The organism is Nostoc sp. UCD121 (genome assembly GCF_014222285.1).
Lineage (GTDB): Bacteria > Cyanobacteriota > Cyanobacteriia > Cyanobacteriales > Nostocaceae > Nostoc.
Map to the genome: position 1 here is coordinate 1 of NZ_JACKZS010000189.1, position 15,234 is coordinate 15,234.

At 40.9% G+C, this 15,234-nt stretch carries 5 protein-coding genes and 1 pseudogene; 5 read left to right on the forward strand and 1 reads right to left on the reverse strand.

Features of this window, described 5'->3' with window-relative positions; all coding sequences use genetic code 11:
* The 5 genes and pseudogenes from GNF10_RS28385 to GNF10_RS28405 all read left to right on the forward strand — a co-directional run.
* Positions 1-571: pseudogene (locus GNF10_RS28385) on the forward strand (acyltransferase family protein); the annotation flags it as partial.
* 73 nt (positions 572-644) lie between these two features.
* Entirely contained in the window at positions 645-3,926 is a 3,282-nt protein-coding gene (locus GNF10_RS28390) for a non-ribosomal peptide synthetase (RefSeq protein WP_185580944.1), read from the forward strand.
* Positions 3,923-8,224 (forward strand): non-ribosomal peptide synthetase, encoded by a 4,302-nt coding sequence (locus GNF10_RS28395; RefSeq protein WP_185580943.1) that lies wholly within the window; start codon positions 3,923-3,925, stop codon positions 8,222-8,224. Before GNF10_RS28390 ends, GNF10_RS28395 begins: the two co-directional genes overlap by 4 nt.
* Before the next feature lie 1,184 nt (positions 8,225-9,408).
* On the forward strand, positions 9,409-12,417 hold the full coding sequence (locus GNF10_RS28400; protein ID WP_185581640.1) for a peptidase domain-containing ABC transporter: 3,009 nt from the start codon (positions 9,409-9,411) through the stop codon (positions 12,415-12,417).
* Positions 12,418-12,509: 92 nt separating this feature from the next.
* A complete protein-coding gene (locus GNF10_RS28405; protein ID WP_185581641.1) occupies positions 12,510-14,093 on the forward strand; it encodes an HlyD family efflux transporter periplasmic adaptor subunit in 1,584 nt (527 codons plus the stop codon).
* A gap of 376 nt (positions 14,094-14,469) precedes the next feature.
* On the opposite strand, the gene purQ is transcribed toward GNF10_RS28405, so the two are convergent.
* A complete protein-coding gene (gene purQ, locus GNF10_RS28410) occupies positions 14,470-15,144 on the reverse strand; it encodes a phosphoribosylformylglycinamidine synthase subunit PurQ (protein ID WP_185581642.1) in 675 nt (224 codons plus the stop codon).
* Between the last annotated feature and the right edge of the window lie 90 nt (positions 15,145-15,234).

Here is a 15,234-nt window from a genome sequence, read left to right on the forward strand (position 1 = left end):
CTTAAGTATATTACTACTAATCGCTTTTACCCGTGGAAACTTAGATAGTATTATTGGCATACCTTCCATAGCGAGGTGCGGGCTAGAGTGCATACTCGGCATTATAACTTATAAAATCTATCGCAGAGGTAATTATAGAAATTATTTTAATCTTAATATCCTAGCAATTATAGCTATAACTTGGATAATTATGATTATGAATTACTACTGGACTTATTGGCGTAGTCTTCATGATTGGCTAATTTTGCCAGCTTTTTCTCTCCTAATTTTAGCTGTATCTATCAACAATAATAGTCTAGTGTCGAAGTTTTTAAATTCACGGTTGATGCTGTATTTCGGGACTATATCTTACTCGATTTACATGGTTCATTGGTTTGTTCAAGAATTGTTAAAAATGTTGTGGTTTTATAAATTCAACTATGCTTTTGGTAAAGGATTCACAGAGCATGAAGCCTTGACATCTTTAGGAGTATTTCTTATGATTATCATATTGGCCGCATCATTGACATATAGATTTGTAGAGGTTCCAATGCGTAATTATTTAAAGTCTAGAATCTTGGCTAAACAATGAATTTAAATGACAATGATTTTCCAAGAAAAAATTAAATTTTACTTTGAATAAACTGAGAAAATAATAGAATTTTATGAGCTTATTACCTGTAGATTACCAATCCAGTTTAACTGCGGTTGATTTTGATCCATTTGCAAATGGAGAATTACTTCTAACCGCCCCTGCTACAGAATCACAGAAAGAAATCTGGGCTTCTGTACAAATGGGGGATGCTGCCAATTGTGCTTATAACGAATCCCAATCTCTGCGACTAAAAGGCGAACTTGATGTCAAAGTTTTCCAGTCTGCGGTGGAAAAGTTAGTACAACGTCATGAAGCACTGCGGACAACTTTTAGCACGGATGGCAATACACTCTGCATTGTTGCTTCTCGGCAAATTGAAATCCCTGTTATTGATATTTCTAGCCTGGAACCACAAGAACAACAGGAAAAATTAGCTAGTATCTTGCGGCAAGAGGTAGAGCAACCTTTTGATTTGGAACATGGGCCGCTATTTCGGGCAAAAATTGTCAAATTGCAGGCGCACGAGCATCTAGCTACTTTGACGGCACATCATATTATTTGTGATGGTTGGTCTTGGGCAGTGCTGATGCCAGATTTGGGTAAACTTTATTCTGGCTTGCAACAGGGGATTGTTCCTGAATTGGAAGAACCAGACAATTTAAGTGAATATGCGATTTTGCAGGAAGAAGAGGCGGATAGTCCAGAAGCGATCGCCACAGAAAAATATTGGTTGGAACAATTCGCTGACTCTGTACCTGTTGTAGATTTCCCCAGCGATCGCCCCCGTCCACCACTCAGAACCTTTAACGCTGCCCGTGAAGATTGGCATTTAAGCCCCGAACTAGTTGCCAACCTCAAACAACTAGGGACAAAACTTGGTTGTAGCTTTATGACTACTATCCTGGGAGGGTTTGAAGTTTGGCTGCACCGTCTGACAGGACAAAACGACTTGGTTGTTGGTATTCCAGCCGCCGGACAAGCTGCTTTGGGGCAATATAATCTCGTAGGACATTGTGTAAACTTATTACCATTGCGTAGCCAGATTGATGGCGAAAAATCTTTCAGCGACTACTTGCGATCGCGGCGATCGGCTGTCTTAGATGCTTACGATCATCAACAATTTACCTTTGGTAGTCTGGTCAAAAAATTAGTTTTGGCACGGGATTCTAGCCGTATTCCCCTAGTTCCCATTACATTTAATATCGATCAGGGTTTAGATAGTGATAAACTCCCCTTCACTGGGTTGGAAGTAGAATTTTTCTCTAACCCCCGTTCCTTCGAGAATTTTGAACTGTTCATCAACGCCACGGAATTACGTGGTCAGATGACCCTGGAATGTCAGTACAACACTAATTTATTTGACGCTGACACTATTCGCCACCGGATGGCAGAGTTTGAAACTTTGTTATTGGGTATAGTTGCTAACCCCAATCAAAGTATTGCTAAATTGCCAATTTTACCAGCAGTTGAGCAACAGTTATTATCAACATGGAATCAGACTCAAACAGAGTATCCCCGAGATAAATCTATTCATCAGTTATTTGAGGAGCAGGTAGAACGCACCCCTGATGCTGTGGCGTTGGTATTTCAAGAACAGCAACTTACTTACCAAGAGTTAAATATTCGCGCCAATCAATTAGCGCAATACCTGCAAACACTAGGAGTAGGTGCAGATGTGCTTGTGGGAATCTGCGTTGATCGCTCCTTAGAAATGGTAGTAGGTCTTTTAGGGATTTTGAAAGCAGGTGGAGCCTATGTCCCCCTAGATCCGGGGTATCCGCAAGAACGTTTGGCTTTCATGCTTTCAGACACCCAGATCAAATTACTGTTGACCCAAAAACAGCTAATTGACAAACTACCTGCTCACACAGCAAGTGTAATTTGTCTAGATACTGACTGGGATACTATCAACCAAAAAACACCAGAGAATTCAGTTACTAGTGTTAAAGCTAATAACTTGGCTTATGTAATGTACACATCTGGTTCTACAGGTCAACCCAAGGGTGTTAGTGTTATCCATCAAAGTGTAGTTAGATTAGTTAAAGAGACTAACTATGTAAGCCTTACTACCAAAGAAGTATTTCTGCAAATTAGTCCCGTCTCCTTTGACGCTTCAACTTTTGAAATTTGGGGTTGTTTGCTTAACGGTGGAAAACTAGTAATCTTTCCTCCCCATACTCCATCTTTAGACGAATTAGGACAATTTATTCAGCAATATCAGGTGACAACCTTATGGCTAACGGCGGGTTTATTCCATCTAATAGTCGATGAGAAAATTGATGCTTTAAAACCCTTACGTCAACTGTTAGCAGGTGGTGATGTTTTATCCGTTACCCATGTCCAGAAATTTCTTAACACAGTAAAAAACTGTAAACTAATTAATGGTTACGGGCCGACAGAAAGTACAACTTTTACCTGCTGTTATGACATTACAGCACCACTAAAACCAGGGGCTTCTATTCCTATTGGTCGCCCCATTGCTAATACCCAAGTTTATATATTAGACTCCCATTTACAACCCGTTCCAATTGGAATCACAGGTGAGTTGTATATTGGTGGCGATGGTTTAGCACGAGAATATTTCAATCGCCCGGATCTGACGGCTGAAAGATTTATTGCCAATCCCTTTAGCTCAGATACTCAATCACGCTTATATAAAAGTGGAGATTTAGCTCGCTATTTGCCAGATGGAAAGATTGAATACCTGGGTCGGATTGACAATCAGGTAAAAGTGAGCGGTTTCCGCATAGAGTTGGGTGAAATTGAAATTGCACTTTTGCAATATCCGGCAATAAAAGAAGCGGTAGTAATTGTTCGAGAAGATGCTCCTGGTGAGAAATTACTGGTTGGTTATTTTATCGCAGAAATTGGCCAAGATAGCCCGCAAATAATCTCCGAGTTACGTCGATTCTTAAAACAGCAGCTTCCTGAGTATATGGTGCCCAAGGTTTTTATGGCACTGGAAGCCTTGCCGCTAAATGCTAACGGCAAAGTTGATCGTCGGGCACTACCAAAGCCTGATTCTTTCCGTCCAGAATTGGAAGCAAATTATGTAGCGCCTCGCACTCCCATTGAGCAGCAAATTGCAGATATCTGGACACAGGTTTTGAATGTCAGGCAGGTTGGGATTTACGACAACTTTTTTGAACTGGGTGGATATTCTCTACTAGGAATTCAAGTGGTTTCTCGACTGCGCCAAGCCTTGCAAGTAGAAATTCTCATGTCCAATTTATTTGAATTGCCAACGGTAGCAGATTTAGCTGAACGAGTGGAAACTCTGCGTTGGGCAACCCAAGGTGTTCAGGCTGCTGATAGTGAAACCGCCGATGATTATGAGGAAGGTGAGCTATGAAAACATTAGATGAACTACTCTCTGAACTACGTCAGCGCGATGTCAAACTTTGGTTAGAGGGCGATCGCTTACGCTATAGAGCAGCAAAAGATAGTCTCACACCGGAATTGCTCACCGAGTTAAAAACTCAAAAAGCCGAAATCATCAACTTTCTCCGACAAATTACTACAGCTGCCAGTTCACAGATTCCCCCAATTGTCGTTTGTGAACGGAATGGTAACTTGCCGCTTTCCTTTGGTCAGCAACGGATATGGTTCCTGCATCAATTTGAACCTAATAGTTCCTCAAATAATATGCCCGTTGTGGTGCGTTTTACGGGGAATCTCAATGTTGCTTTCTTAGAGGAAAGTTTGCGAGAAGTCGTCCGCCGCCATGAAGTTCTGCGGACAACTTTTCCAGCAGTGAATGGAAAACCTACTCAAGTCATCGCCACTGATGTTTCTTTGACGCTGCCAATAATTGACTTGCGGCAAATACCAGATGAAAAAAGAGAGGCGGAAGCTCTCTTACTGGCAACTAAAGAAGCTCATCAACCCTTTGATCTCGCCAATGGACCGATTTTGCGGTTGCTGCTGCTGCGGTTGAGCGATCGCGAGCATCTGCTAATCTGGAATATGCACTGCATAGTTTGTGATGGAGCTTCTTCCGATATATTTTATCAAGACTTCACTACCATCTATAAAGCATTGTCGGCGGGAAATGTTTCTCCTTTAACTCCTTTACCAGTGCAGTATGCCGATTTTACCAATTGGCAATATCAGTGGCTCCAAGGAGAGGTTTTAGAGTCACAGGTAAACTACTGGAAGCAAAAGCTAGAAGGCAATTTACCGATCATTGAGTTACCTTACGATCATCTGCGTCCTCATGGTGTGCAGACATATCGAGGCGATCGCGCTGCCCTGCTGCTATCAAAGACGCTGAACCATGCCCTGACAGACCTGAGTCAAAAATGGGGTGTTACCCTGTTCATGACTCTGCTGACAGTGTTTGAGCTATTGCTCTACCGTTATTCTGGACAAGAAGACCTACTGATTAGCTTTGCAAGTGCGAGCCGGGGACAAGTAGAAACCGAGCGGCTGATTGGATTTTTCTCTAATACTCTTGTAATGCGGGGTAACTTAGCAGGGAATCCAACTTTTCGACAATTGTTAGACCGCGTGCGTAAGGATTGCTTAGAGGCTTATAGCCATCAAGACTTACCATTTGAGAGACTAATTGAAGAACTTAGACCAGAACAACAAAGTCGGAACAGTTCATCTTTGTTTCAAGTAAAGTTCTCCCTCAATCCTCCTTGGTCAAATGGTCGTGGTATGGGGGCATTGCAACTACCTGATTTGACTATTACTTCTCTATTTGGTTACATCTATCATGGTAAAACCAAATACGATCTGACATTAGTCTTGCGGGAACAGGATAATGGTCTAGGTATGGTATTTGATTACAATGCCGAGATGTTTGATGCCAGTACCATAGAGCGAATGTTGGGACACTTCAAAACTTTACTTGAAGGCATTGTTGCTAATGCCGATCAGCCGATATCTGAATTACCTCTGTTGACAGCACCTGAACAGCATCAATTATTGGTTGACTGGAATGGCAAACAGGCTGATTATCCGCAGAATACTTGTATTCATCAGTGGTTTGAGGCTCAAGCTAAACGAACTCCAGATAATATTGCAGTAAGTTTTGAAAATCAGCAACTAACCTATCAGGAACTCAACCAGCGTGCAAATCAATTAGCCGACTATTTGCAAACTCTAGGGGTAAAATCGGGGGTACTCGTCGGTCTTTATGTAGAGCCTTCGCTAGAGATGATTGTGGGGCTGTTGGGTATTTTGAAAGCTGGGGGAACTTACGTATCCATAGCTCCGACATCTGGGCAAGATAGTCTGTCTTTCATTTTAAAAGATGCCCAAATATCCTTATTGTTAACCCAAAGCTCATTGGTTGAGAAGTTCTCTGAGCATCAGGTAAAAGTTATCTGTGTAGATAATGATTGGGAAGCGATTGCACTACACACAACAGAAAATCAAGATTACTATACCACAGATCAGACTCTCGCCTGTGTGATATATGTGTCCGGCAGCAATGGAAAACCCAATGGTATAGCCATTACTCACCGTAGTCTTGTCACCCACAGCCTAGCAATCAGTGACACTTGGGAGTTGACTCAGAGCGATCGCCTCCTACTCTTACCTAGTATCACTTGCAATTCTTTCATTGAATCATTGTTCCCCACTTGGATTGCTGGTGCTACTGTAATTCTCCAGTCTCAAGAGCTACAATCCACAGCGCAGTTTTTCCCATTCATTGCTCAACAACAGATTACCGTTGTTAATCTACCTACTTATTTTTGGCATCAGTTAATTAAAGAACCGTCTCTATCTCCACAAACCTTGCCAGTCAGCTTACGCTTGATGATGGTTGGTGGTGAAAAAGTCTCACGTAATGCTTATTTAGCTTGGGTAGAAAAAGTTGGCAAGCAAGTACGTTGGCTTAATGGCTATGGATCGCTAGAAACGACTTTAACCGCCACGGTTTACGATCCGGCAACTGCCACTGAAGCCAGTAACACTCGGTCAGAAATTCCTATAGGAAAAGCGATCGCTAATACCCAAATCTACATTCTCGATCGGCGATTGCAACCCCTGCCAATTGGCGTTACTGGCGAAATCTACATCAGTGGTATTGGTATTGTCCAAGGCTACTTTAACCGTCCCGAATTAACTTCTGAGAAATTTATCCCTAATCCCTTTAGCAGCGAATCTGAGTCATACCTTTACAGAAGTGGCGACTTTGGACGCTACTTAAGTGACGGCAATATTGAGTTTATTGGCCGCCGAGATAATCAGGCTAAAATTCGCGGTTTTCGGATTGAGTTGACAGAAATTGAGACAATTTTGGATCAGTATCCAGGCGTGCAGAACGCTGTGGTGATTGCCAGAGAAGATGTTTCTGGAGATAAATATTTAGTTGCTTATCTTGTCCCCAAACAAGACGAGACGATTGGGAGTGAGCAACTACTGAGTTTTCTCCAGCAAAAGCTACCTGAGCATTTGTTGCCTACCTTTGTCATAGTTGATTCTCTGCCGTTGAATGCTAATGGTCAAGTTGATCGTCAAGCCTTACTTGCTCTCAATCCAGCTAATGCTGAAAGAGAAAAAATATTTGCTACAGCAGAAAATCCATTACAACTTCAACTAACAGAAATCTGGGAAAATGTTTTAGGAATTCATCCGATTGGAATAACAGATAACTTTTTTGATTTGGGTGGACACTCACTGCTAGCAGTACGTCTATTTTCTCAGATTGAAAAAATAGTGGGTAAAAATCTAGCTCTATCTATCCTTTTGCAAGCCCCAACTATTGAGCAGTTAGCTAATATTGTTGAGCGAGAAATATGCTCAAAACCTGGGATTGCGGCGGTGCTAACAGTTGATGTCAAATCTGAAACATCAATTCCTTGGTCATCTTTAGTAGCTATTCAGCCCAACGGTTCTAAGCCTCCTTTCTTCTGTGTACATGGTTTAGGTGGAGAAGTTCTACGTTTTCGTGAATTGGCTGTGCATTTAGGATCAGATCAACCATTTTATGGACTACAACCACAAGGGTTAGATGGAAAACAGCTTCCTTATACCCGAATTGAAGACATGGCAGCGCACTACATTCAACAAATCCAGACTATTCAGCCACGTGAGCCTTATTTAATCGGTGGATACTCTTCTGGGGGTTTAATTGCTTACGAGATGGCTCGGCAATTGACCATACAAGGTAAGGAAGTAGCTTTGCTAGTTCTATTTGATACTTATGGCTCAAAAAATACTGAATCTATATCATTGCAAAAGCCAGCCTCTCGTGATTGGAACAGTCTTTTAGCAATTGCATCTAACTATCTTATTGAGCAGGTAAAAGGAAATACAGAACGGTTTAAGTATCAAATCAAAGAGATACTCTGGCGCTTTGTCTTTCACTTTCACTTGATTCTCGGTCGCCCCTTACCTTACTCCAACCGGAAATTTATGGTGGAACATGCCACTATACAAGCACTAAGAAAATATGCTTTACAAGTTTACTCAGGTAAAGCAACGGTATTCCGAACAGAAGATGGTCTTGTCGTTGGACAACGAGAGGCTGATTCCAAAATGGGTTGGGGGAAATTGGCATTAGGGGGAGTGGATATTTATGATATTTCTGGGATTCATAATTCCATTTTTAAAGAACCCCATGTACGATCTGTGTCTGAAAAAATGAAGTCTTGCATAGATCAAATTATTGCAGAAAGTAACTCAGTGAAGTAAAAAACCTAACTCTATAAGCCAGATATAAAGCCTGTTTTGCTTCTCACTTCTGACTCTTTAAACTTCGTTACCTGATTAAAGTTATTTCTTAATTCTGTTTTAGTTATAGCTTTCCAACCTCATCTCACTTGTGGGATGGGGTTGTTTTATTTGCGGGTAATAACTTCCACTGGCGGCTTGATATATGTGTAAATGCGATCACTAAAAAACCTTTGCATAAGTACTATAGCGGTTATCAATTGCGTGAAATACAGACCTAACCCCCAGCCCCTTCCCTGCGTTCACCCAGCGTCTCGTTGTGGTGATAAAAATTACAACGATATGATTGTACAGGTAAATTTTGGTATCAGTCCTGTCTAATATTAAGCACGAGTAATTACTTAGATAAATCAAACAATCTTATCCAAGTTACAAGATGAGGTTTTTTATGCACAGCTATTAACGAGACTCAATATGGATTAAATTAGTGAATTTACTGAAGGCAATTATTGTCTTTCCTTCATAAATTTAATAGTTGATTCCTCTAGGGTGATCATAAATCTTCACCTTTGATTTTGCAGTTAATTTTTATTAAATTAAGCTACCAAAAAAGTAAGAGATAATTATTTCATAAATTCGGGTATGGCACTGTTTAACAAGGAAAATTCACTATCCTTCGCCATTAGTGATTTTGTCAATCCCTATATTCAAGAAGATGTAAAAAATAATTCAGAAATTTAAAGTTTTTTTTATTACATGATTTTTAACTAGGGTATTTACTTAGGAAGGCATCTGTGATATTTCCATGTTGATTATCATAAATTAAAATATGCGACACTAAATTTAACAACCATCTTTATGTATCTTAGTTTGGTGCTGAGTAGAGTATCCATCTTACATATTTGCGATACTTAAATATTGATTTTAAGTTTGTATAAATTATATATCGTTAACCAAGTGATAACTTGTCCCCGATACTATTGAGATTATGCTTTGGTTTGAGAAACGCATTAAAATCGTAACCGTGTGATATAAATACAAGTCTGAAATTAGACGAAACTATCCTCTGTACTATTACATATTTAGGCACCTTAATTGTACAGAAGTCTTGCCACTATTAGCATAAAACCAAACACTACCACTGTTAGTAAAAGAGATACTCCCTAATATTTTCGACTTCAATTCATCACTTTTAGTTGTTTTATATGAGTTATATTAAGAACACTTTTCCCGAATTTATCACTACCATAGAAGGGTTTGAACAGTTACCCGATGGAGCGATCGCTAATCTATCAGAACAACTGCAAGCCTGGCGCTATCGCATAGGTCAAAAAATCATTGGTAAAGAAAGTCTCCCGGAACGCATCACCATTATTTATGAGGGACAAGTGCGCCTCCTGGGATACGACCCCCAGACGCAAATGCCAATTACCCTAAAATTGCTGCAACCTGGAGAAATTATCGGCGAAATTAGTTTGTTGCGTGATGTTGCCTGCGAGACTGCGATCGCCTCTACCGAAGTAGTATGTTTAACCTTGAGTGCATCGGCATATTTTAGTTTTCTCGCTTCATACCCAGCTTTTGCCGAAGCTCGCAAGAATCGCAGTTATTTGATAGAAGTTTTTGATATTCTCGGCTCCTATTGGCAAAAGCAAGCGATCGCAACTTTAAATCTCAGAGAACTTACAGAAAAAGCCTTACCGCAGGCAAAAATCCATTACTTACCTCCAGGAAAAACTGCATTTAACCAACTGGATAGCGCAAAGGTCTGGTTTGTAAGTGGCGGTGGTACAGTCACGAATTTATCACCTGGCGATCGCCTAGAAGCAGACGACGACCGAGACAAGATTCAGGTCATAGGTCAAAACCCTTCCAGGTTGGTTGGTATCCATCCCTCAGATTTGATCTTAGAAGATAGTCATCAGATAGTACTGGCGGTAAATAACATCCAAGTAGATAGCCAAGACGACGATGAATTAGATATCCCTTACGCATCAGACGAAATCGTTCCCCAGCCAGTCCCCGATACCTCAAAGAGTTCGTCAAAACAAAAATACCCGTTTTTTAGTGGTAAGGGAGAATTAAATACAGCCTTCGCCTGCTTCCAAATGATTGCGAAGCACCTAGAAATACCGTTTCGTCGAGAAGTGGTTCGCCGCATCTTAACTGAGCAAGTCAAACGTCAGGGTCTTATATCGTTTCAGGTTACTGCTTACCTGGCAGAATTAATCGGACTCAAGGCACAGTTAATAGAAATACCAGTCTCCTCAGTAACGCGTATTCCTACACCAGCATTGATTCGCTATGGTGATAATTTTGCAGTTTTATATGCGGCAGATGCAAATACCGTGGTTGTGGGTGTCCCATCCAAAGGAATTGTGCGCTGTAAACCTGCTCAATTGGTTGAACAATTAGATGTTGACCCAACCAACTTTCCGCCCCAAGCTAAAGTATTACTGCTCAGTGCTACCAACCAAACACCCCAAGAACGTTTTAGTTTACGGTGGTTTTTGCCATATTTGTCAAAGCACCGTCGAGTGTTGATCGAGGTTTTTATTGCCTCCTTTTTCGTGCAGTTGGCAGCTTTGGCAAATCCTCTGGTAGTTCAGTTAATTATCGACAAAGTTATCACTCAAAATAGTATTGGCACACTACATATTTTGGGGATTTTACTATTAGTAGTCGGACTATTTGAAGCAGTACTGACTACCTTACGAACTTACTTATTTGTCGATACCACTAACCGGATCGATATGGGTTTAGGATCGCAAATTATCGACCACTTATTACGTTTACCACTGCGTTATTTTGAACGCCGACCGGTGGGTGAACTTTCGACTCGTATCAACGAATTAGAAAATATTCGCCAATTTTTGACTGGTACTGCTTTAACAGTGGGATTAGATGCTCTGTTCTCGGTGGTGTATATCGGTGTAATGCTGATTTATAGTTGGCAACTCACCTTGGTAGGCTTAAGCACAATTCCTGTGTTTATCGTGATTACCTTAATTGCTTCTCCCACCATTAGCAGACAGTTACGTGCTAAAGCCGAACGCAATGCCGAAACTCAATCTTATTTAGTGGAGGTGATGTCAGGAATTCAAACCGTTAAAGCGCAAAATATCGAATTGCGATCGCGCTTTTCTTGGCAAGAGCGTTACGCTCGGTTTGTCGCTGCTGGTTTTAAAACAGTTGTAACTTCCACCCTGGCTAACTCCACCAGTAACTTTCTCAACAAACTCAGCAGTTTACTGGTTTTGTGGGTAGGAGCTTATTTAGTACTGCAACAAGAATTAACTTTAGGCGAACTAATTGCCTTTAGAATTATATCCGGTTACGTCACCAGCCCAATATTGCGTTTAGCTCAACTCTGGCAAAGCTTCCAAGAAACAGCCTTATCTCTAGAACGTTTAAGCGATATTGTCGATACGCCACAAGAAGGAGAAACAGATCGCTACAACATACCCTTACCAACGATTAAGGGAGCAGTAAAATATGAAAATGTTTCCTTTCGATTTGGGACGAGTGGCCCTCTGCAACTTTCCAACGTCAACCTCGAATTTCAGCCAGGGAAATTTATCGGCATCGTCGGACAGAGTGGATCGGGTAAAAGTACGATGATGAAATTGCTGCTGAGACTTTACGAAACTGAGTCCGGCAGAATTTTGATTGATGGTTATGATATTGCCAAAGTCGAGCTTTATTCACTGCGACGACAAATTGGCGTAGTTCCCCAAGAAACATTGTTGTTTGACGGTAGCGTTCAAGAAAATATTGCTCTGACGAATCCCGATGCCACAACCGAAGAAATTATCGAAGCGGCTCAGGTTGCGTGCGCTCACGAGTTTATTATGAACTTGCCCAACGGTTACAACACGCGGGTGGGAGAACGCGGTTCGGCACTTTCAGGTGGACAAAGACAAAGAATTGCGATCGCTCGTTCTGTTTTACAACGACCAAAATTATTAGTTTTAGATGAAGCAACTAGCGCCCTAGACTATCCCACAGAACGGCAAATATGTCTCAATTTAGCCAAAGCATTTAAGGGTGATACAGTATTTTTTATTACCCATCGATTAAATACGGTCAGTAATGCAGACATGATTGTTGTGATGGATAATAGTAGGGTTATAGAACAAGGTAGCCATCAAGAATTAATGGCCACTAAAGGTCATTATTATTATCTGTATCAGCAACAAGATGTGAACTTGTAGTTAGTTATTCTTGGCGGCATAGCATTACATAATTTGAACAGTGTCCACCCAAAAACAAATCCAAAATCTAAAATCTAAAACCCAAAATCGTTATGACTCAACTTAATGGGAATCACCACAACGGCAATCAGAAAAATGGGAATCAGAAAAATGGAGTCAAGCAAGATTCACCGGTACTTACAAAACAACAGAAAGCTGCTCAAGAGTCTTTAATTAACTCCAGTAGTGAGGAATTTGAGCAAGCAATTGTCTTGCGTCAATCTCCAGTTTGGTCGCGGGCAATTATGGTTACTCTCATGGGGTTAGCCTGCTTTGGAATTGCTTGGGCTTATTTTGCGAAAATTGAGCAAGTAGTGCCAGCAACAGGGCAATTAAAGCCGCAAGGAACAATCAAAGAAGTTCAGGCTCCTGTTAGTGGAGTTGTGAAAACAGTTAATGTGAAAGATGGACAAGAGGTAAAGTCAGGGGATTTGTTGCTGACTTTTGATTCCATAGCCACTGTTGCCGAATTAAATTCTTTGAATAAAATCCGTATTGCATTAATTAAAGAAAATCAAATTTATCGGCGATTAATGGGGGCAAGTACTGCTGCGGGATCTGAACTGTTATATTTGCGCGGTAATTTGCCACAAGAAACTGCTTTTCTGCTGAAAAGTCGAGTAGCGTTAGTAGAAGAAAATGACTTACTACGGACTCAATTAAGAAACTCTGGTCGAGATTCTACTTTAGGGATTGATGAGCAACAACGTCTACGAGTTGCCAAAAAAGAATTAGATTCTCGCTCTGCTGCGGCAGGGTTGGAAGTAGAAAAAATCAAAAAACAACTAGCTCAAAATAAATTTAAGCTGGAAGATAGTAAAGCGAGTTTAGCCATTCAACAGGGTATTTTAGATAAACTGAAAATATTATCAGAAGAAGGTGGTATTTCTCAACTTCAGTATCTCAACCAGCAACAAGAAGTACAAAACCGCACGGCGGAAGTAGCACAATTAGGTGAGGAAGAAAAACGCCTCCAGTTTGATATAGAAAAGGGGCAACAAGAATTAAGCAATACGGTGGCTGTTTCTGATAAAAACGTTTTGGATAAGATAGCTGATAACAAACAGCGTATTGCCGCAATTGATAGCCAATTCATGAAAGTTATCCTAGATAATGAACAGCGTTTGGCAGATGTCAATAGCAAAATCTCTCAAACACAATTAAACGTTAAGTATCAAGAACTTCGTGCGCCTGTAGCTGGAACAGTTTTCGATTTACAAGCAAAAAACCCTGGATTTGTAGCGAACCCGACGACAAAAATGCTACAAATTGTCCCAAAGGAAAACTATATAGCTGAAGTTTTCATTACTAATAAAGATATCGGTTTTGTGCGAAAAGGTATGAAGGTAGATGTTAGGATTGACTCTTTTCCTTACAGCGAATTTGGCGATATTAAAGGGGAAGTGCTGGGGATAGGATCAGACGCATTACCACCAGACCAAACACATCAGTTTTATAGATTTCCGGCAAAAATTTCGTTGGATAAACAATCTTTAGTAATTAAAGGTAAAAACGTCACATTGCAATCAGGTATGTCAATCAGTGCCAATATAAAAGTACGCGAAGAACGGACTGTGCTGAGTTTATTCACTGAGTTGTTTACCAAGCAAATTGATAGTCTTAAAGAGGTACGTTAAAATAATTCGTAATTCGTAATTCGTAATTCGTAATTCGTAATTCGTAATTCGTAATTCGTAATTCGTAATTCGTAATTGAATTAGTTGGGGTCTAAATCTACAACTAATTGTAGACCGCTAATTTTAAATAAGTTTAAAAAAATTTGGCTCTTTACTCAAACCATTTTAATTACGAATTACGAATTAGTAATTGTGTTGAAGAAGGGGGCAGGGGAATACTGACTCTCGCGTTAATTTGTAGAAGTGATATCTACGATGGACTGCTTCGTGATGCAAATTCTAAAACTTGATGTGATGGAGCGATCGCCCTCTGAAGATTATTCTAGAGATAGCGATCGCCAAATATCTAATCTAGTTGCCCCATATTTTCTCTAGGCTACGCTAATGCGGCTACCTTCTCTAACAAGCCCTGAAAGAGCCTTAAGCCATCGCTATTGCCTAGCATTACGTCAGATGCCCTTTCTGGGTGCGGCATCATCCCCAACACATTGCCCTGACGATTGCAAATCCCGGCAATGTTGTTCAGTGAACCGTTGGGATTCTCGCCTTCATAACGAAACACGACTTGCCCGTTATCTTCAATTTCTGCGAGAGTGCCTTCATCCGCGTAGAATTGTCCCTCTCCGTGGGCAATGGGCAAAGTGATAACTTCACTATTGGTATAGGCTTGCGTCCATGAGAGATTGGTACGCTCAACTTTCACAGGGACGCGATCACAAATAAAATGCAAATCCCGATTTCTGGTTAACATCCCTGGCAAAAGTCTAGCTTCAGTTAATACCTGAAAACCATTGCAAATACCAATGACAAATTTACCCTTTTGAGCGTGTTCAACAACCTGTTGCATCACGGGTGAAAAACGTGCGATCGCACCGCAGCGCAGATAATCCCCGTAACTAAAGCCACCAGGGATGATAACGACATCCAAATCAGCAATGTCTGTTTCTTGATGCCAAACCATGCGAGTTGGTTGTAAAAGCAAATCTCTGGTTACATAAGCAACATCGCGATCGCAATTAGAACCCGGAAAAACAACAACACCAAATTTCATGATTGAGGAATGGGGAATGGGGAATGGGGAATGGGGAATGGGGAATTGGGAATGGGGAATGGGGAATTGGGAATTGGGAATGGGGAATTG

What these genes read in the sequence shown, in the direction of transcription:
- GNF10_RS28390 (WP_185580944.1), top strand. Translation starts at nt 645, where the DNA reads ATGAGCTTATTACCTGTAGATTACCAATCCAGTTTAACTGCGGTTGAT.
- GNF10_RS28395 (WP_185580943.1), top strand. Translation starts at nt 3,923, where the DNA reads ATGAAAACATTAGATGAACTACTCTCTGAACTACGTCAGCGCGATGTC.
- GNF10_RS28400 (WP_185581640.1), top strand. Translation starts at nt 9,409, where the DNA reads ATGAGTTATATTAAGAACACTTTTCCCGAATTTATCACTACCATAGAA.
- GNF10_RS28405 (WP_185581641.1), top strand. Translation starts at nt 12,510, where the DNA reads ATGACTCAACTTAATGGGAATCACCACAACGGCAATCAGAAAAATGGG.
- purQ (WP_185581642.1), bottom strand. Translation starts at nt 15,144, where the DNA reads ATGAAATTTGGTGTTGTTGTTTTTCCGGGTTCTAATTGCGATCGCGAT.